The sequence below is a fragment of the Thiovibrio sp. Mzg5 genome, from assembly GCF_055379285.1.
On record NZ_AP022872.1, the window covers coordinates 2,198,262 to 2,216,254 of the forward strand.

A 17,993-nucleotide genomic window follows, 5' to 3' on the forward strand; every position below is an offset into this window, starting at 1 on the left:
AACGTTCAGGGAATGCGATTTTGTTATACATCATGCCGACCAGCGGCATGATGGGATCTTACATCTCAATCATCAGCTTGCCGGTATCCTCGTTCCAGCTGACAATGAGGTACCAGAGGCACATGGCCAGCGCGATCACCGCCAGGGTGCCGCCGTATCCCAAAAAGGTATCCGGCATGTAAATCCACTGGCCGAGCACGCCGCTTTTCTCGGCAGTGCCTTCCCATGCCCACTCCTTGAATTTTGGGGTCAGAACGGCATTGGATACGCCGAAGGTGACCACGGTCAGCCAGAGCTTGACCTGGCCTTCACCCACCCGCCAGAGACTGCCGGAACCGCAACCGCCCGCAAGCATGGCGCCCAACCCGAAGATAAGGCCGCCGAACACCGCGCCGAAACCGAAGGTGCCGCGTACATAATGCACCGGCTCACGGAGACCGGTGGCCTTGACCACCGCGACGCCGACGGCAAGCAGGAGAATGCTCACCATGACGCCCTTGGCCAGGGTGTAATCGCCGGTCATGTGCGGCTCACGGAAGGCCTGCACCATGCACCAACGACCACGCTGCATGGTATAGCCGATCGCGGCGGCGATGAGCAGCATACCGCTCAAGCCACCTGCGATACCCAGGGCCGCGCCCTCTTCCAGGTTCGTGTAATCGGCCACATGGATAACCGTATCTCCATAAGCATAAGCACCCCACACCAGGCCGACCAGGCCCAGGATGCCGAGAATCCGACGCATGGGTACCGGAACCTCGATGGTTTTGGCGCCGCCCGATCCCCAGGAGATATGCTCCATCTCCCAATAGATATATTTGAGGCCGAGAAGCACGCCCAGCACCAACCCCAGCCACATGGCAAAGCCATTGGCGGCCAAATTGCCAATGGCGTTGTACATGCCGCCCACGTTACAGCCGCCGGCGAAAGCGGAACCGATGCCCATGAGCACACCGGCCACCAACCCCTTGACCATCTCCAGAACCGGCGGGATGCGGATGTCGAAGTTGTCACCCAGGTTGGCGGAAACAAAGGCCCCGGCCACGAAACCGATACCGATCACCGAGCCGGTGTCGAGCAGGGCGCTCTTGGGGGCCGCTGCTTCCCACAGACCCAGCTTGTCCCAAAAACCGAGACCGTAGATGATCCACTCACCCCAGTTGCGGATGGCGCCAACCGCGCCCCAGGGCCTTGCCCAGACAAGAATCAAAACACTCAAAAAGGCAACGATGATCCCGGACGTGATGGAATTCCACTCGTCCTTGCACAACTTTTTATACAGCCCTTTGACCTTGCTCCCCATAACGCTTTCTTCGCCCATCCCAGACCTCCTCTTCCCATTTTTTCCAAATGATTACAAAAAGATAAGCCAGACAACAAAAAAACAGAAAATTCCCGTTAAAATTTCCGAATACTAATGATTATGTACCGATACCCCCTTTACCCGCGCCATAAAATTTTGTCAAGTTTGGCAAAGCATTTTTCAGCCATTCCCCGCCATAATCCCCTGGGATTCCGGCAGGGACATATCCCCTAATCCTCCTGATAAATGGTCTCTTTTCCCCTCTAGCCACTCATGAACCGCCATTCACAAATTCCCTTGACATGCCCCATGAATATTGGTAGAGACCCAATGTTACATGAAAGAGCTATGGCTTTTTTTGTGTGAAAAATCCTCCTCAACGCGCGGAGGGATGTGAGCTAAAGCGCAGCGTGAACTCTGCTGCCGCTTATTTTTTTACTTTGCAAAAATTACCCCTACACCTTTTTAAGGAGGAAACCATGAGCGACGATGTCAAAGTAGCCCCGGATGGTATCACCCCGACCCGCACCCTGGATGCAAAAGGCCTGAGCTGCCCCATGCCCCTGTTGCGCACCAAGAAAGAAATGGACAAGATCAACGCCGGCGAGATCCTGGAGATCCTCGGCACCGATCCCGGCTCCCGCAACGACCTGCCCGGCTGGTGCACCCGTTCCGGCCATATCTACCTGGGCGAGAAGGAAGATTCCGGTTTCATCCGCTTCTACCTCCAGAAAAAATAGTTTTTTTACTCCATAAGACGCGGCGCAGACATAAACTCTGCGCCTTTAATTTTGCATCAGGAGACAGGAAATGGCTAAAAGTTTAGGTATTTTTGTTACCTCTCCCCAGCACATGCGCCATGTCATGGGGATCACCAAGGCCGCCAAGGCCAAGGGTTCCAAGGTAAAGGTTTTCTTCAGCTGGTTCGGCGTTCATCTGACCAAGTGCAAAGAGTTTCCGGCTCTCTGCGAACTGGCGGACGACGTGTCCATCTGCGTGGACAGCTACAAGAACGCAGGCTATGATCCCGCCGATATCCCCAAGGGTCTCGAGGCCAAGAAGATGGCCACCCAGTCCCAGCACGGCGAAATCATCGAAGACTACGAATGCTACCTGACCTTATAAGGAGAGAACCATGTCCAAGAAAGTAGGTTTTCTGTTGGTAAACAAGGAGTACACCCTGGACGGCATCCGCTCCACGCTGGGGCTGGCCGTCGAGAACATGTACTCGTATGCCTATGTTATGAATAACGAGCTTGCCGACCTGAGCGACTACCACAAAGAGAACATCGAGTGGGTTCGCGACATGGAAGGCGAGGTATACAGCACTGTGGACGCCAATGTCGAGAACCACGGCATGGTCAAGATCACCCTCGAGGAGATCGGCAAGCAGCTGCGCGACCTGGAAATCATTATCCCCTACGGCATTTTGCGCTCCGACAAGAGCTAAGAAATTACCCAATCAACAACAAGGAGTGTTCCGATGAAACTCTTGAATGTATATCGTTCTGCACCCAGTGACGACACCAAGAAACTGGTGGAGATCGTCTCCGAGGGTCGTGAGGTTGAGTCCTTTGATCTCAATGTTGAGAGCCCGGACTACGACGCTTTGCTGGATAAGGTTTTCACCGTCGACCAGACCATCTGCTGGTGGTAAGCAAGACTTTTTCCGCCAATACGGACTGAAGCAAATCCCTGGCCATTATTGGCCGGGGATTTTTTTTGGTGCCGAAGATCCGGTTTTTCTGTGCATTTTAGCTATGAATATCGTATGGTTTTTTAGGCTTGTTGCCGATGAGCATTGTGCCCTTTTTAGGTTTGCCTGAAATTTCCGGCAAGGGAAAGACCACGAGCGTGTCTGCGAATTAACCTTATGATGGACTTCGCACTATGATCTGGAAATCACGCCTCTCCGTTCTGAGGTCATCCTTGCCGCCCGCCTTTCTCTTCGTGCTGCTCCTCCTTTTTTTCTCCTTGCTGCACAGCGGTTGCGCCACAAATCCCACGACACAAATCGCCCAGATCCCTACGGAGCCCCCCTGCGGCCCGCAGGAGGATGAAGATCTTGACCCAGGCCTGCCGGTCACCGCTCCTCTCAAGGCTCCGAAAATCGTCATCAAAAAAGCCAAAAAAAAGCTTTTCCTCTATTCCGAGGAAAAGCTGCTCCGCACCTACCCGGTCAAACTTGGCTTCAACCCGGTCGGCAGCAAGATCCGCCAGGGGGACAAGTGCACCCCGGAAGGAAGCTACTATGTCTGCATGAAAAACCCGCGCAGCAAATACCACCTCTCCCTGGGCTTGAGCTATCCGAGCATTGAAGACGCCGAGCGGGGCCTTGCGCAGAAGCTCATCACCAAGGGCGACCACGACCGGATCATCGAGAGAATCTCCCAAAAATCCATCCCCCCGTGGGACACCCCTCTGGGCGGCGAGATCTTCATCCATGGCGGGGGGGAAACCTGGGACTGGACTTATGGTTGCGTAGCCTTACGCAACCAAGACATTGAAGAATTATTCAAGGTCGTCACCGTTGGCACCCAGGTGGTCATCCAGCAGTAAGCAGCCTCATTCCCCCATCACCACCGGCGTTTCATGCACCCAGACCCACGTTCCCGGATCGGCCTGGGTCGCCTCCTGCCAATTCCCTTTGTTGTTCCTTTTCGGACCGGTCCATTCAAACAGCCAGAGCGCATCCTTGGGCGCCAGATTCACGCAGCCGTGGGAGTTTTGCAGCCCGAAAAAATCGTGCCAGTAGGAGGTATGCAGCCCGTATGATTTATAAAAATACATGTGCCATGGCACATCTTCCACAAAATAGCGGTCCGAATCATCTTCACCGCCGCTCATTTTGCCGATCCTGACCTTGGCCCAAATCCGGAACAACCCCTTGATCGTTGGAAAACGTTCATCACCGGAAGAGATCAGGGTGGCAAAAACCAACTGGTCTCCCTCGTAAGCGGATAAGGTCTGCTCGGTAAGATTCACCTCAATCCAGCGTTCCGCTGCCCCAACTCCCTCCGGGCGGAGGCTGGGAATCACCATGGCCAGGCGGGCATGGGGGACCCAGACGCCGGTGCCGATCCGGCACCACTTCCGCTGTTCGGCTTCCTGTATCTCGTGAACAATGACCAGGGATCTCGCAGGCACCACGGCCGGATCCTCCTCTTCAACCGGAGGTACCCCTGGACCAGGAGAAACACGGGTGTGGAAGATCATCCAGGCAAACTTCTTGGTAAAATCCCGCGGCACCATGACCCCTTGAAAACCCGAGGGTTTGGCCAGCCGGAGCTTGTCCGCCCGCATGTATTCCCGTTCATTGATCTTGTACCAGCCCTGCCCGTCCACCATGACCGGGCGAGGATCACTGAGGCTGACCCACATAAACCCCTTTCTGGTAAAACGGACCGGGGGAAGCCCGGATGCTTCGTCCTGCGGCTGAGCATAAACAGGCACAACATCCTCCAGGACCTGGGCATAGGTCAGGGGCAAAACATCGGTTGTCATGTCCGGAAACGGACAGACAAACTGTTTTTCCGTAAGATCCGCCCCGCCTCCGGCCCGGCCCAACCCGGGCTGGAAACTGAAAACACACACCATGAGCAGACAGAGAAAAACGGCGTTCCGCACGATCAGCCCCTAAGCCTTGATATGTTCATCCGCAAGCATCCGGTCAAGAAAACCAAGGAGGAACTGGCGCTGGGCCGGGGTGGAATAGCTGATGCAGGAGCAATGCAGGTTGCTCTGGCTGCGGACCAGAAATTCGGCGATCAACCGGCTCCGCCCCAGCTCGATCCCGAAAAAAAACGGGCCGCATTGCTCGTGCCCCTGCTGGGCTTCGGCCAACAAATCCTCCGGGACCGGCAGCCAGAACATGCCCTCCATGCCGCCTGCTTTCAAGGTCCGCTTCAGATACGACTCCAGATTATCCTGTTCCTCTTTGCTCAACTCATCAACAACAAACTGACGCATACCATGCCTCTCTGACGATTTTCCGATGAATTTGTGGTTATGTGCCTTGATTTTTTCCGCATGGCTCTTCCCATGCAACACAGCACACCGTAACAGTACCAGAACAGGGGCAAACTGTCATCAAGGAGACTGGCCTGCCATGGCCCGTCGCCCTGCTTTACATTTGACAGAACCCGGCCCGAACAGTATCCTGCGATGGATCATTCCCTTAAAAACAAGGAGAAACAGATGAGCAACCCCTGTCTTTTCTGCAGGATCATCAACGGTGAAATCCCTGCCAATAAACTGTACGAAGATGAGGATATCCTCGCTTTCTGGGACATCACCCCGCAAGCGCCCAAGCACTTTCTGGTCATCCCCAAAAAACACCTCAGCGGCCCGGGCGCGGTTTTAAGCGACGACGAGGCGCTCATCGGCAAGGTCGTCCGCATCGGCGCACAACTCGCCAGGGAAAACGGCGTGGAACAATGCCGCTTGGTCATGAATAACGGGGCGGAAGCGGGGCAGACCGTATTCCATCTGCACCTCCACGTTCTCGGCGGCAGGGCCATGTCCTGGCCGCCGGGCTGAACCGCAACACCAAGGTAATCACAGACCATGCCCCCTGTCATCGCCTTCATCGGCAAGCCCGACTCCGGCAAGACCACGCTTCTTGAAAAACTTATCCCGGAATTGCACCGCCGCGGCTACCGCATCGGCACCATCAAGCACCATGTCCACACCTTTGAAATGGACAAGCCCGGCAAGGACACCTGGCGCCACAAACAGGCCGGCGCCAGCACCGTGGCCCTCTCTTCCCCAACCGGGCTGGGAATTATCCGCGATGTGGACGGGGATCTGAGCATCGAAGAGCTGGTGGGCCGCTATTACGGCGACATTGATCTGGTAATCACCGAAGGCTACAAACGGCTGAATCTTCCCAAGATCGAGGTCTTCCGCAGCACCTTGCATGGTGAGCCCTTGCCGGATCGGGATGACACCTGGGTCGCCATGGTCAGCGACATCTCCTGCCCGGCAGATCTCCCCTGCTTTGGACTGGACGATGTCGTCGGTCTGGCCGATTTTCTGGAGGAGCGCTTCATCAAGCCCTTTCCCCGCCAAAAAACCAGCCTGCTGGTGAACGGCCAACCGGTCTACCTCAACACCTTCGTGGAGAGCTTTCTCCGCCAGGCCATCACCGGGATGACCTGTTCGCTCAAGGGGTGCCAGAACCCCGAAGAGATTATCATCACCATCCGCCAGGCCCCGCCGGAATGATTTCCCAGGTTGCCGGGGTGATTCTGGCGGGCGGCAAAAGCTCGCGCTTCGGGAGCAACAAGGCCCTGGCCCTCCATCAAGGCGCCACCCTGATCCAGACCATAACCCGCAGGCTTGCCGGGCTGTTTCCGGAAACCCTGCTCATCACCAATACGCCCGAGGACTACGGTTTTCTTGGCTGGCCCATGGCGGCCGATCAGTACCAAAATTGCGGGCCCCTGGCCGGAATCCATGCCGCCCTGCGGACGATCTCCCAGCCCCGCGCCTTTGTCTGCGGCTGCGATATGCCGCTGCTCAACCCGGAGCTGATCCGTTTCCTCTGCGAACTGGACGGCGACCATGAGGTGGTGCTGCCCTGGCTGCCCGAGGGACCGGAGCCGCTGTACGCGGTTTACAGTAAAAAAGCTCTGCCGGTTATTGAGGAGCATCTCGCCCACAATCAGTGCAAGATCGGCATGTTGTACGACAAGCTGCACATCCGCAAGGTCACAGGCGAAGAAATATTGCAGGTTCTGCCGGATTTCACCACCTTTCAAAACATCAACCACCAGCATGACCTTGCCCGTCTTGCCTCCTTGGGGGTGTGAGCCATGCCGATCCTCTCGCTTGCCCAAGCACAACGGTTGATTGTCAGCCACAGCGCTGCCCTGACCGCGGAGGCTGTTCCCCTGCCGGAAGCCATTGACCGCATTGCCGCCCAAGCCATCAAGGCAATGCGCGCGGTACCAGACTTTGACCGCTCCGCCATGGACGGCTATGCCGTCAACAGCCGCAACCTGACCGGCGGGACAGAACCGGTGGCCCTAAAAATAACCGGCGAGATTGCCGCGGGCACCACCGACCTGCCAAGGCTTGCCGGAAACAGCGCCATCGCCATCATGACCGGCGGCGCCTTGCCCCCCGGGGCAAATCAGGTTGTCCCCTTTGAACACTGCCGGAGAAAAGAGAACGTGGTGCTGGTGGACAGCCCACCCCGGCCCGGTGCCTTCATTCGCGCCCGAGGCACGGACCTCGCCGCCAGGCAGGTCATTGTCCGGACGGGGGCGAAAATCGAACCCCAGCATCTGCCGCTCCTTGCCGAAAGCGGCCTGGCCCAAGTCTCCGTGGTGGGACGCCCGGAACTGGCCATTATCTGCACGGGCAGCGAATTGCTCGACACGATCGATACCCCGGAGGCCGGCCAGATCATCGGCGGCAACCGTTTCCTGCTCGCCGCCCTCATCAAGGGTGCGGGAGCGGCCTCCCGCGATTTTGGCCTGGTGACCGATGACTGCGACCGCATTGTCGCCTTACTAAAAGATGCCCTGCACGGTCCGTCCCAGGGGGTGATCACCACCGGCGGCATGGGGCCGGGCAACTACGATCTCTTGCCCCAGGCCTTTGCCAAACTCGGGATTCACCCTATCTACACGGCGCTGGCGGTCCGCCCTGGTCGCTCCACCATGTTCGGCCTCTACCGCGGCAAACCGATCTTCGCCCTGCCAGGTCCGCCGCCTGCTGTTTTCCTGCTGTTTCACGAGCTTATCCTGCCGGCCTTACGTGCGATGCAAGGGCAGCGACGCCCCTTGCCGCCGCTTGTGCGCGCCACCCTCACCACCTCGATTCTGCTGAAAAAAACCGGGCTGCTGAACCTCAAAGGCGCGGTGGTCCGCCTGCGCGGCAAGAGTCTCACCGCCCGGCCCACCGACAAAAACGAGGCAGCCAACGCCATCATCCATCTGCCAGCCAACCGGAAGCATCTGCTGGCCGGAGAAGATGTCTCCCTGCGCCTCTGTTCCCCGGATTTTCTTTAAAATTGTGCCCGTCTCGTCCTCTTGATTTCTGCCCGGCGCCATGATACAACCCGCTTTGAGAGAAAATATAAAACCATGCCAGACTGAAGGGGATATCCATGCTTGAATTGCGTTTTATCAGAGAAAATCTGGATCTCGTCAAAGAGAAACTCGCCTTCCGGGGAATCACCGATTCCCGCATCGACGATTTTGCCGCCATCGACCTTCGGCGCCGCACCCTGCTCTCCGAGGTGGAATCGTTGCGCAACAAACGCAAGACCGCTTCCCAGGAAATCGGCAAGCTGAAAAAAGCAGGGGTAGAGGCCGAAGGCCCCATGGCCGAAATGCGTCAGGTGGGAGACCGGATCAAGGAGATCGAAAACGAGCTTGTCACTCTGGAGGAAGATCTCCAGAGCATCGTCCTGACCCTGCCCAACCTCTGCGACGATTCCGTGCCCCGGGGCACCAGCGACACGGACAATCTGGAAATCAAACGCTGGGGCACGGTGCCGCAATTCGCTTTTGCAGCCAAGGCGCACCATGAGCTGGGGGAAGCTGCCGGGACAATCGATTTTGAGCGGGCGGCCAAGCTTTCCGGGGCCCGCTTTGCCGTGCTCAAGGGGTTTGCTTCCCGCCTGGAGCGGGCGCTGATCAACTTCATGCTCGATCTCCACACCCAGAGGCACGGCTACACCGAGATCCTCCCCCCGTTTCTCGTCAATTCCCAGACCATGACCGCCACCGGCCAGCTGCCGAAATTCGAGGCGGATCTCTTCCGCATCCAGGACTGGGACCTGTGGCTGATCCCCACCGCCGAGGTGCCGGTGACCAACCTGCACCGGGACGAAACCCTGGCCGAGCATGAGCTGCCCATCAAGTACACGGCCTACACCCCCTGCTTCCGTTCCGAAGCCGGCGCCTATGGCCGCGACACCCGAGGGCTGATCCGTCAGCACCAGTTCGACAAGGTGGAGTTGGTGAAATTCACCACCCCGGAGACCTCCGGCGCTGAGTTGGAAAGCCTGCTGGCGGACGCGGAAGAGGTGCTGCAGCTCCTGGAGCTGCCCTATCGGGTGGTGCAGCTCTGTAGCGGGGATCTCGGTTTTTCCGCCAACAAGACCTACGACATCGAGGTGTGGATGCCTGCCCAGAACACCTACCGGGAGATATCCTCATGCAGTAATTTCGGGGAGTTTCAGGCGCGGCGAGGCGGAATCAGGTACCGGCCCAAGGGCCAGAGCAAAAGCGGACTGGTTCATACCTTAAACGGCAGCGGCTTAGCGGTGGGACGGACCCTGGCCGCCATTTTTGAAAATTACCAGCAGGAGGATGGCAGCATCGCCATTCCCAAGGTGCTTGCGCCCTATTTTGAAAAAAGATTTTGACAGAAGAAATGAAGACGAATTTTTCAACAGCCAGCTAGGCAAAGAGACTTCACTTCAAGACATACCGGTTCTTGCCGCCCTGCTTGGCCTCGTACATGTTCTGATCGGCGCGCTCCAGCAGACTCTGTCCGCTTTCCCCGGCCTGGTATTGGGTGACGCCGATGCTGATTGTTTTGCGCACTGTTTCCTGGGGGGTCGGTTGAAAAATCTCCCCGGCAAAACGGGTTCTGATCCGTTCCGCCACCACGGTCGCTTGTTCGCCGTTGGTCACCGGCAAGATGATGGTGAATTCCTCTCCGCCGTAGCGGCAGGGAACATCATTGACCCTTAGCGACTCGGCGATCACCTGACCCAGCCGGGCCAGAACCCGGTCACCGTCCGCATGCCCGTAAGTGTCATTATGATGCTTGAAATTATCGATATCGAGCAGCAGCAGGGAAAGCGGCTGGCCATGTCGATTGGCCCGTTCCACCTCGAGCTGTAACTGGGTGTTGAAATAGCGCTTGTTAAAAAGCTTGGTCAACTCATCGACCAGACTGAGTTCCTTGTAACGGCGTTCGCTTTCGGCCAGGGCCTTCTCCGCCTTGACCCGTTCGGTGATATCGGTGATATGCTCGACAACCCCGATGAGATCCCCGGACGGCCCCTTGAAAGGCGTGGAAATCATGCTGTAATAGGCCGTCTTCCCATCCAGACCCTCCTTTTCTATCTCGCTTTCAATGCGTTTTTCCCCTTTTCTGATCCGCTGCAAAGGGCATTGCTCGGTGTTGCACAGGCAGGAATGAAAAATCTCATAGCACTTCTGGTCATGCACCTTCTCCCGTTTCACCCCGGCCATCTTGAGAAATGAATCGTTGCAGCGCAGGAGATTGCAGTGTTTGTCCACCAGGAGAATGCCCCCGGCAACGGTCTTGAATATCTGGTTGATCTCGATATAGGCCTGCTCCGCCTCCATGGCCATGGCATTGGCCCGGCTCAGAGCCTCTTCCAGCTGCAGGTTGTTATCTTCCAGATCTTCTTTGATTTTAGCCAGGGCCAGATCAGCCCTTTCCCGTTGCAGGCAATCCTGCACATGCTTGGCAGCAGCGGACAACCAGATGTCGAGCACCTTCCGCTCAACCGGCTTGGCCATGAAATAGTGAACCCCGGCGGAAATGGCCGTGGCAATATCCTCCGGGCTGTCTTTGCCGGAAATCATCAGGATGGTGAGGTATTTCCCCCGTTCGGAGGTGCAAAATGTTCTGGAGAGTTCCAGGCCATCCATGTCTGGCAACATCCAGTCCATGAGAACAAGATGCGGAAAACCAGCGGCAAAAGCCGCCAGGGCCGAGGCTCCGGTATTACAGACAACAGTCGCGTAGCCCAGGCTTTCCACGATCCTTTGCAAGATATCGCAGACGGCATGGTCATCCTCGACAATCAGGGCGGTCAGTCCTGCATTTCCCTGCGCACACTCTGTCAAGACAGCTACTCCGTCTGGATTTTTCCCGGCACTGTCTCGCCGGGATATTATCGTACCTTTTTATAAAGTATAGCAAACCTGTCCGATTTGTTTCAAAAAATATACTCCCCGATTATCTCTCGGCCAAGGCCAACTCGATCAGCCGATCGAGCAGGGCCGGAAAAGGCAGGCCATGGGCGGCGGCGGCCTGGGGGAGCAGGCTGGTCGGGGTCATCCCTGGGATGGTATTGGTCTCAAGGACATAGATGCCATCACCGGCGACGATCATGTCTGTCCGACTGTATCCCTTGAGATGCAAGGCCCGGTGCGCGGTAAGGGCGATCGCCTGCGCCCTGGCGGTTACCTTGGCCTCCAACTCCGCCGGGCACACCTCCCGGGACGCGCCCGGCTGGTATTTGGCCTGATAATCAAAAAAGGCGTACCCCTCGCCGGGGATTATCTCGACCAGGGGCAGAGCGGTGAGTTCTTTGTTGCCCAGCACCCCGCCGGTGATCTCCCGCCCTTGCACATACTGTTCAACCATGACCTCGCTGTCAAAGGTAAACGCCTTGACCAACCCCTGGACCAGTTCCTCTTCGTTCCGGGCCAGGCTCATCCCGAGGCTTGAGCCCTGGCGGATGGGCTTGATAACCACCGGCAAGGAAATCCGCGAAAGCAACCGGCCAGGATTTTTCTGATCTTCCGGCTGCGCCATCTCCCAAGCGGCCACGGTGAGCCCGGCCTGTTGATAGAGAACCTTGGCCAGATTTTTGTCCATGGCCAAGGCGCTGCCGAGAACCCCAGCCCCCTGGTAGGGTATGCCCAGCAGATCAAGAAAACCCTGCATGGTGCCGTCCTCCCCAAAAAGACCATGCAGCAAGATAAAGGCGACGTCAATCTTTGGGGCATCTGCGGCCAACTGGGCCAGATCCGTGGCCGGATCATAGCGACGAACCTCATATTTTTCCCGGTTAAGAGCCTTTTCCACCTCTTTGGCCCCGGCCAGGGACACCTCACGCTCTCCGGATTTGCCTCCGGCGATAAGGGCCAAACGAATCTTCTTTTCCATAGCTTTTTTCCAAATAGTTGCGTACTGAATTGTAAGGAATCATGCTGCCAATGCGGCACAGCAGTGAATTGAATACTGAACACGTATCCTTATAATAACTTCCCTGTTTATTTTGTAGGGATTTTTAGGCACCGTTACAAAATAAAGACCCATCGGTGTTGACAGTAGTGCAGGCGGCGAGGCTACACTCCTTGCCATTTCGTTACGGCTCCTTATGCCGTTCACGATATTTCATATGGCATAGTTATGCTTGAACAACGGCCTACAATCTGTAGGAAAAACTCCTACCACGCGGAAAACACTCCATGAACCAGGACACCATCCACAGGCTTCGGGAGATTGTCGGCCAGGACCAGGTAACCACGGTCCCGGAAGAGCTGGCCTGTTACTCCTATGACGGCACCGGCCAGGAATATCCTCCCGCCGCCGTGATCTTTCCCGGTTCCACCGAGGAAATCTGCCGTATCATGCACTTGGCCTCCACGACCCCGTTTCCCGTGGTGCCCCGGGGCGCCGGCACCGGCATGACCGGCGGCGCCTTGCCCGTGGCAGGCGGCCTGGTCATGGTCATGAGCCGCCTGAACCGCATCCTGGAAATCGACCTGGACAATCACATCGCCGTAGTCGAACCAGGGGTCATCACCGGAGATCTGCGCACCGAGGCAGGTCGGCACGGCCTCTATTACCCGCCGGATCCGGCCAGCCTGAAATTCTGCACCATGGGCGGCAATGTCGCCGAGTGCGCCGGCGGCCCGAGCGCGGTGAAGTATGGGGTGACCCGCGACTATGTCCTTGGCCTGGAAGCGGTGCTGCCCGATGGCAGCCTCATCCATACCGGGGTCAGGACTGCCAAGGGGGTGGTGGGCTACGATCTGACCCGGTTGCTGGTGGGCTCCGAAGGAACCCTGGCCATCATCACCCAAATCACGGTAAAGCTCCTCCCCGCTCCGGAGGCCCGCAGTACGCTCCTGGTTCTCTGCCGCACCATGGTCGAGGCAACCGGTCTGGTGGCGGACATTCTCGCCCATCATACTCCCTGCACCCTGGAATATATGGATCGGACCGCCCTTGCCATTGTCCGGGACAAACTGCCCATCCCCTTCCCGGCAGAGGCGGGAGCCCTGCTCCTGATCGAGCTTGACGGCCGGTCTGATTCCGTGCCCCTTGCCACCCGCCAGCTCACCGAGTTTCTACAGACCCAGCCGGGGATCATCCAGAGCCGCACCGCCGAAAGCGCCGGCGAGGCCGAGCAACTTTGGGCAGCGCGGCGCGCCATTTCCCCTTCCGCCTTCAGCCTCAAACCCCATAAAATGAGCGAAGACGTGGTGGTTCCCCGCAGCCGGTTGCCGGAGTTGGTCTCCTGCACCGAGACCTTGAGCCGGGAGCTCGGGGTCGTCATCTTCACCTTCGGCCACGCCGGAGACGGCAATATCCACGTCAATATCATGCTCGACAAAAATATTCCGCAGGAAGTGCACCAAGCCAATACCGCCAAGCAGCTTCTTTTTGAGGAGGTGCTGCGCCTGGGCGGCACCCTGTCCGGAGAACACGGCGTTGGCCTCACCAAGGCACCGTATCTGGACATGGAGCTTGACCAGCCGACCATGGCGCTTATGCGACAAATCAAGAATCTCTTTGACCCGCTCAACATTCTCAATCCAGGCAAGATCTTTCCTCCCCAGACCGCATCGGAAAAAAATATTTGACAATCAGAGCAATGATCGGCTATATAAACGGTTTCTTTTTAAAAATCTGCGCCATTTCAACTCGTTCTGAAACAGGCGTTGGCTAAAAAATTCTGAAACATGACGTTGCAACCCGCATACTGGAGAGATCATGATCGAAATAGAAGTGAGAGGGGATATCGAACAGGCGATTCGGCTGCTCAAGAAAAAGATGCAGCTTGATGGGATGAAAAAAGAGCTCAAACGCCGCGAGTACTACGAGAAACCCAGTGCCAAACGCCGTCGCAAACAAGCAGAATCCAAACGGAAAATCCGCAAGCTCATGATGCGCGGCGAGCGCGACTAACTTGCCGCTCTTCCTCGTTGGCTCATTGCATAAATGAACAACACACGAGGGAAATCTGCTGATAAATGCCCACGCTCCGACCGGGACCGGCCACTGCCGCCGTCTCCTTCCTCTCCACCCGGCGGAGCGTCTTTTTTTCCCGAGCCTTTCCTCGATCAGTTCCTGCAGTATCTCACCCTGGAACGCCGCCTGGCCGCCAACACCATCCTGGCCTACCAGGCTGACCTAGCCTCCTTTCTTGATTTTCTTCGCCCGAAACGCCTCACCCAACTGGCCGAGATTGACGCCAACCACCTCCGCGCCTATCTCGATCATTGCCATGCCCAAGGCATCTCCAACCGAAGCAATGCCCGTCGGATCTCCTCGTTGCGCGCTTTTTTCAAGTTTCTCCTGGCGGAAAAATGCATCGCCATTAATCCCTGCGCCATCCTGGATCTGCCCAAGCCGGGTCGGCCGCTCCCCAAGGTACTCACCATCCCCGAGGTAAACCGGCTCCTTGCCCCCCCGGCCAATGGTGATTCCCTGGCCCTGCGCAATAACGCCATGCTGCACCTGCTCTACGCTACCGGCATGCGGGTCTCGGAGTTGGTCAATCTGCCCCTGGCCGGGGTCAATCTCATGGGCGGCTATGTCCGGGTTTTCGGCAAAGGCTCCAAGGAACGGCTCATTCCCTTTGGCGAGGCGGCCCGCGAATACCTCAAGGTCTACACCCGGGATGCCCGCCCCCGAATCCTCAAAAAAAGAGCGAGCGACTGCCTCTTTGTCACCGGCCACGGCAAACCCATGACCCGCCTGCGCTTTTGGCAGATCGTCCAGCAGAGCGCGCGCCTGAACGGAATCACCAAGAAAATCAGCCCCCACGTGCTCCGCCACTCCTTTGCCACCCACCTGCTTGAACATGGGGCGGATCTCCGCTCCGTGCAGATGATGCTGGGCCATGCCGATATCGCCACCACCCAGATTTATACCCATGTGGACAGCAACCGCCTCAAGAGTGCCCACCAGAAATTCCACCCCAGAGGCTGATTTTCCCGGCCTCATCCGCTCCTTCCATTGTCACCCCGCCCCTGATGGTCTATAGTTGAAAAAGGAAATGGGCACACACCCTGCGGAGGCATTACCACATATGGAAGTCATCACCACCCACGTAAACGCCGATTTTGACGGGCTGGCCTCCATGATCGCCGCGCACAAGCTCTACCCCGAGGCGGTGCTTGCCTTTTCCGGCTCCCAGGAAAAAAATCTGCGGGATTTCCTCGCCCAATCGGTGCAATACCACTACACCTTCCAGCGGTTGAAAAATATCCCCCAGGACCAAATCCGCCGCCTCATCGTGGTGGACACCCGCCAGGCCTCCCGCATCGGCGACTTCAGCCAATGCCTAAACAACCCCGGCCTGGACATCCACCTCTACGACCACCATCCCGACACTCCCGACGATCTGCACGGTTCGGTGGAACAGGTCCGATTGGTGGGCTCCACCACCACCATCTTTGTCCACCTCCTCCGGGAAAAAGGCTTCCGGCTCACCCAGGAGGAAGCCACGCTCATGGCCATGGCCATCTACGAGGACACCGGCTCCTTCGCCTTTGACACCACCAGCCCCGAAGACCTGGAAGCGGCGGCCTGGCTGCTCGCCCAGGGCGCAAACCTCAACGCCATCTCCCAGTTCATCGCCCAGGAACTCACCAGCCATGAAGTTACCCTGCTCCATGCCCTGATCAAATCCGCCACCACCTACACCATCCACGGCCTTGATCTGGTGGTGGCCAAGATAGAACTTCCCGAATATGTTGATGAATTTTCCGTTATCGTCCGCCGCTTCATGGTGATGGAAAATCTAGACACCCTGTTCGCCCTGACCCACATGGGGGGCCGCACCCATCTCATTGCCCGCAGCCGGATTCCGGAGGTGAACGTCGGCGCCATTGCCCGGGATTTCGGGGGCGGCGGCCATGCCTCGGCCGCCTCGGCCACCATCAAGGATCTCACCCTGATCGAGGCGGAAGAAAGGCTGATCCAGCTCCTGCACAAGCATGTCCGGCCCCAGCGGTTGGCCAAAGAGCTGATGTCCGCGCCGGTGATCTCCGGCCCGCCGACGCTGACGATCAACGAGGCGGACGAGCTGCTCAACCGCTACAACATCACGGTGCTGTTGATCGTCAATGAACAGCACGAAGCCATCGGCCTCATCTCCCGACTGGTGGTGGGCAAATCCATCCACCTGGGGCTCGGCGACTCCCCAGTGAGCGACTACATGACCACCGATTTCGCCACCCTGCCGCCCACCGCCACCCTGGCCGATATCCAGGAACTCATCATCGGCCACCGCCAACGCTTCATCCCGGTGGTGGAAGAGGGCAAGGTCTTGGGGGTCATTACCCGCACCGATCTTCTCCACCTGCTGGTCAACGATCCGGCCCACATCCCGCGCCGGTTGCTGGCCGAGACCGACCAACCCTCCACGGCCCGCAACCGCAACCTGACCGGCCTGATGGCGGAGGTGTTGAGTCGCGAGATCATCATTCTTTTGCAAACCCTGGGGGAGGTGGCGCAGGAGACCGGCTGCCATGCCTATGCGGTGGGCGGTTTTGTCCGCGACCTGCTGCTGCACATCAAAAATCTGGATCTGGATGTGGTCATCGAAGGCGATGGCCTGGCCTATGCCAAAAAACTGGGCAAAAAACTAGGCGGCAAGGTGCGTACCCACGAGAAGTTCGGCACCGCCGTGGTGAAGCTGCCCGATGGCCTCAAAATCGATATAGCCACCGCCCGCCTGGAATACTACGAATATCCGGCCGCCATGCCCACGGTGGAGCTGAGTTCCATCAAGCTGGACCTCTACCGCCGCGATTTCACCATCAATGCCATGGCCATCCACCTCAACCCGGACACCTTCGGCACCCTGGTTGATTTCTTCAACTGCCAAAACGACCTGAAAGACCGGCAGATCAGAATCTTGCACAATCTCAGTTTTGTCGAAGACCCGACCAGGATCTTCCGCGCCATCCGCTTTGAGCAGCGCATGGGCTTCAAGATCGGCAAGCACACGGAAAAACTCATTAAAAACGCGGTGAAGATGGAGCTTTTCGACCGCTTCTTCGGCCAGCGTTTTTTCAACGAACTCACCAGCATCCTCTCCGAGGAAAACCCCATCCCGGCCATAAACCGCATGGCGAACCTCGGCCTGCTGAGGTTCCTCCATCCCACCCTCCGCATCGACCCCAAGCTCACCACGGTTCTGGAGGAAACCCGGCAGGCCCTGGCCTGGCACCGGCTCCTCTACCTTGACCAACCGTGCCGGCAATGGCTGGTCTACCTATTGGCCCTCATGACCAGTCTTTCTGTCCGAGAAGTGACGGCTTTTTGCGAACGCTTCGAGGTGCCGCTGCGCCACCGGCAGTTTCTTGCCCGGGAAAAACTCGCGGCTACCCGGATTGCTCAGATCATAAAACGCGCCATGCCGGAAAGCCCCAGCGGCCTGTATCACCTGCTCGAGGGACTTTCCCCGGAAGGGCTCCTGCATCTCATGGGGCTTACGAAGAAGAAAGCCGGCAAAAAAGCCATTTCCCTCTATGTTACAGAGTGGAGCCAGATGAAGCCGGAAACCGACGGCAACGATCTGGAAAGAATGGGCTACCGGGCGGGCCCGCTCTATGGTACCATCCTCCGCTGCCTGCTCGATGCTCGACTGGATGGCCTGGTGCATGACCGGGCCACGGAAACCGCCTTTATTAAAGACCATTTTTCTCTCCCGGATCAATAA

The 17,993-nt window shown here is 57.6% G+C and carries 19 protein-coding genes; 14 read left to right on the forward strand and 5 right to left on the reverse strand.

Annotated features, from left to right (window positions below):
* Positions 1-58: 58 nt before the first annotated feature.
* Positions 59-1,321, reverse strand: coding sequence for a YeeE/YedE thiosulfate transporter family protein (locus ACZ46D_RS10130; RefSeq protein ID WP_464927316.1), 1,263 nt, complete (start codon positions 1,319-1,321; stop codon positions 59-61).
* Positions 1,322-1,782: 461 nt separating this feature from the next.
* Between ACZ46D_RS10130 and ACZ46D_RS10135 the strand changes: the two genes are divergently transcribed.
* The 5 genes from ACZ46D_RS10135 to ACZ46D_RS10155 all read left to right on the forward strand — a co-directional run bounded on the left by ACZ46D_RS10135 (position 1,783) and on the right by ACZ46D_RS10155 (position 3,862).
* Complete coding sequence (locus tag ACZ46D_RS10135) at positions 1,783-2,043, forward strand: sulfurtransferase TusA family protein (RefSeq protein ID WP_464927317.1); 261 nt, start codon at positions 1,783-1,785, stop codon at positions 2,041-2,043.
* Positions 2,044-2,113: 70 nt separating this feature from the next.
* On the forward strand, positions 2,114-2,428 hold the full coding sequence (locus tag ACZ46D_RS10140; RefSeq protein ID WP_464927318.1) for a peroxiredoxin: 315 nt from the start codon (positions 2,114-2,116) through the stop codon (positions 2,426-2,428).
* Between the two features lie 10 nt (positions 2,429-2,438).
* Positions 2,439-2,753 (forward strand): hypothetical protein, encoded by a 315-nt coding sequence (locus tag ACZ46D_RS10145; RefSeq protein ID WP_464927319.1) that lies wholly within the window; start codon positions 2,439-2,441, stop codon positions 2,751-2,753.
* Between the two features lie 33 nt (positions 2,754-2,786).
* Positions 2,787-2,960 carry a hypothetical protein gene (locus tag ACZ46D_RS10150; RefSeq protein WP_464927320.1) on the forward strand — a complete coding sequence of 58 codons (174 nt, stop codon included), beginning with the start codon at positions 2,787-2,789 and terminating at the stop codon, positions 2,958-2,960.
* Positions 2,961-3,193: 233 nt separating this feature from the next.
* Entirely contained in the window at positions 3,194-3,862 is a 669-nt protein-coding gene (locus ACZ46D_RS10155; protein ID WP_464927321.1) for a L,D-transpeptidase family protein, read from the forward strand.
* Between the two features lie 6 nt (positions 3,863-3,868).
* On the opposite strand, the gene ACZ46D_RS10160 is transcribed toward ACZ46D_RS10155, so the two are convergent.
* Both ACZ46D_RS10160 and ACZ46D_RS10165 read right to left on the reverse strand, forming a co-directional pair.
* Entirely contained in the window at positions 3,869-4,930 is a 1,062-nt protein-coding gene (locus tag ACZ46D_RS10160; RefSeq protein ID WP_464927322.1) for a L,D-transpeptidase, read from the reverse strand.
* 9 nt (positions 4,931-4,939) lie between these two features.
* Positions 4,940-5,272: a hypothetical protein gene (locus ACZ46D_RS10165; RefSeq protein WP_464927323.1), complete on the reverse strand. Its 333-nt coding sequence runs from the start codon at positions 5,270-5,272 to the stop codon at positions 4,940-4,942.
* 228 nt (positions 5,273-5,500) lie between these two features.
* On the opposite strand from ACZ46D_RS10165, the gene ACZ46D_RS10170 reads away from it, so the two are divergent.
* The 5 genes from ACZ46D_RS10170 (at position 5,501) to serS (ending at position 9,686) form a co-directional block, all read left to right on the forward strand.
* Positions 5,501-5,842: a histidine triad nucleotide-binding protein gene (locus tag ACZ46D_RS10170; protein ID WP_464927324.1), complete on the forward strand. Its 342-nt coding sequence runs from the start codon at positions 5,501-5,503 to the stop codon at positions 5,840-5,842.
* Between the two features lie 27 nt (positions 5,843-5,869).
* Positions 5,870-6,529 carry a molybdopterin-guanine dinucleotide biosynthesis protein B gene (gene mobB, locus ACZ46D_RS10175; RefSeq protein WP_464927325.1) on the forward strand — a complete coding sequence of 220 codons (660 nt, stop codon included), beginning with the start codon at positions 5,870-5,872 and terminating at the stop codon, positions 6,527-6,529.
* Positions 6,526-7,116 (forward strand): molybdenum cofactor guanylyltransferase, encoded by a 591-nt coding sequence (mobA, locus tag ACZ46D_RS10180; RefSeq protein ID WP_464927326.1) that lies wholly within the window; start codon positions 6,526-6,528, stop codon positions 7,114-7,116. The genes mobB and mobA overlap by 4 nt, the downstream gene beginning before the upstream one ends.
* 3 nt (positions 7,117-7,119) lie before the next feature.
* Positions 7,120-8,322 carry a molybdopterin molybdotransferase MoeA gene (locus ACZ46D_RS10185; protein WP_464927327.1) on the forward strand — a complete coding sequence of 401 codons (1,203 nt, stop codon included), beginning with the start codon at positions 7,120-7,122 and terminating at the stop codon, positions 8,320-8,322.
* A 98-nt stretch (positions 8,323-8,420) separates the two neighbouring features.
* On the forward strand, positions 8,421-9,686 hold the full coding sequence (gene serS, locus ACZ46D_RS10190) for a serine--tRNA ligase (protein WP_464927328.1): 1,266 nt from the start codon (positions 8,421-8,423) through the stop codon (positions 9,684-9,686).
* A gap of 49 nt (positions 9,687-9,735) precedes the next feature.
* On the opposite strand, the gene ACZ46D_RS10195 is transcribed toward serS, so the two are convergent.
* Both ACZ46D_RS10195 and ACZ46D_RS10200 read right to left on the reverse strand, forming a co-directional pair.
* Positions 9,736-11,148 (reverse strand): GGDEF domain-containing response regulator, encoded by a 1,413-nt coding sequence (locus ACZ46D_RS10195; protein ID WP_464927329.1) that lies wholly within the window; start codon positions 11,146-11,148, stop codon positions 9,736-9,738.
* A 112-nt stretch (positions 11,149-11,260) separates the two neighbouring features.
* Positions 11,261-12,196 (reverse strand): D-alanine--D-alanine ligase family protein, encoded by a 936-nt coding sequence (locus ACZ46D_RS10200; RefSeq protein ID WP_464927330.1) that lies wholly within the window; start codon positions 12,194-12,196, stop codon positions 11,261-11,263.
* A gap of 305 nt (positions 12,197-12,501) precedes the next feature.
* Between ACZ46D_RS10200 and ACZ46D_RS10205 the strand changes: the two genes are divergently transcribed.
* The 4 genes from ACZ46D_RS10205 to ACZ46D_RS10220 all read left to right on the forward strand — a co-directional run bounded on the left by ACZ46D_RS10205 (position 12,502) and on the right by ACZ46D_RS10220 (position 17,993).
* Positions 12,502-13,902 (forward strand): FAD-binding oxidoreductase, encoded by a 1,401-nt coding sequence (locus ACZ46D_RS10205; protein ID WP_464927331.1) that lies wholly within the window; start codon positions 12,502-12,504, stop codon positions 13,900-13,902.
* A 133-nt stretch (positions 13,903-14,035) separates the two neighbouring features.
* Positions 14,036-14,227, forward strand: coding sequence for a 30S ribosomal protein S21 (gene rpsU, locus ACZ46D_RS10210; RefSeq protein WP_464929282.1), 192 nt, complete (start codon positions 14,036-14,038; stop codon positions 14,225-14,227).
* A 33-nt stretch (positions 14,228-14,260) separates the two neighbouring features.
* Positions 14,261-15,253 (forward strand): site-specific tyrosine recombinase XerD, encoded by a 993-nt coding sequence (gene xerD, locus ACZ46D_RS10215; RefSeq protein WP_464927332.1) that lies wholly within the window; start codon positions 14,261-14,263, stop codon positions 15,251-15,253.
* Between the two features lie 100 nt (positions 15,254-15,353).
* Entirely contained in the window at positions 15,354-17,993 is a 2,640-nt protein-coding gene (locus ACZ46D_RS10220) for a CBS domain-containing protein (protein ID WP_464927333.1), read from the forward strand.

Coding starts and splice junctions, on each gene's coding strand:
- ACZ46D_RS10130 (WP_464927316.1), bottom strand. CDS start 1,321: ATGGGCGAAGAAAGCGTTATGGGGAGCAAGGTCAAAGGGCTGTATAAA.
- ACZ46D_RS10135 (WP_464927317.1), top strand. CDS start 1,783: ATGAGCGACGATGTCAAAGTAGCCCCGGATGGTATCACCCCGACCCGC.
- ACZ46D_RS10140 (WP_464927318.1), top strand. CDS start 2,114: ATGGCTAAAAGTTTAGGTATTTTTGTTACCTCTCCCCAGCACATGCGC.
- ACZ46D_RS10145 (WP_464927319.1), top strand. CDS start 2,439: ATGTCCAAGAAAGTAGGTTTTCTGTTGGTAAACAAGGAGTACACCCTG.
- ACZ46D_RS10150 (WP_464927320.1), top strand. CDS start 2,787: ATGAAACTCTTGAATGTATATCGTTCTGCACCCAGTGACGACACCAAG.
- ACZ46D_RS10155 (WP_464927321.1), top strand. CDS start 3,194: ATGATCTGGAAATCACGCCTCTCCGTTCTGAGGTCATCCTTGCCGCCC.
- ACZ46D_RS10165 (WP_464927323.1), bottom strand. CDS start 5,272: ATGCGTCAGTTTGTTGTTGATGAGTTGAGCAAAGAGGAACAGGATAAT.
- ACZ46D_RS10170 (WP_464927324.1), top strand. CDS start 5,501: ATGAGCAACCCCTGTCTTTTCTGCAGGATCATCAACGGTGAAATCCCT.
- mobB (WP_464927325.1), top strand. CDS start 5,870: ATGCCCCCTGTCATCGCCTTCATCGGCAAGCCCGACTCCGGCAAGACC.
- mobA (WP_464927326.1), top strand. CDS start 6,526: ATGATTTCCCAGGTTGCCGGGGTGATTCTGGCGGGCGGCAAAAGCTCG.
- ACZ46D_RS10185 (WP_464927327.1), top strand. CDS start 7,120: ATGCCGATCCTCTCGCTTGCCCAAGCACAACGGTTGATTGTCAGCCAC.
- serS (WP_464927328.1), top strand. CDS start 8,421: ATGCTTGAATTGCGTTTTATCAGAGAAAATCTGGATCTCGTCAAAGAG.
- ACZ46D_RS10200 (WP_464927330.1), bottom strand. CDS start 12,196: ATGGAAAAGAAGATTCGTTTGGCCCTTATCGCCGGAGGCAAATCCGGA.
- ACZ46D_RS10205 (WP_464927331.1), top strand. CDS start 12,502: ATGAACCAGGACACCATCCACAGGCTTCGGGAGATTGTCGGCCAGGAC.
- xerD (WP_464927332.1), top strand. CDS start 14,261: ATGAACAACACACGAGGGAAATCTGCTGATAAATGCCCACGCTCCGAC.
- ACZ46D_RS10220 (WP_464927333.1), top strand. CDS start 15,354: ATGGAAGTCATCACCACCCACGTAAACGCCGATTTTGACGGGCTGGCC.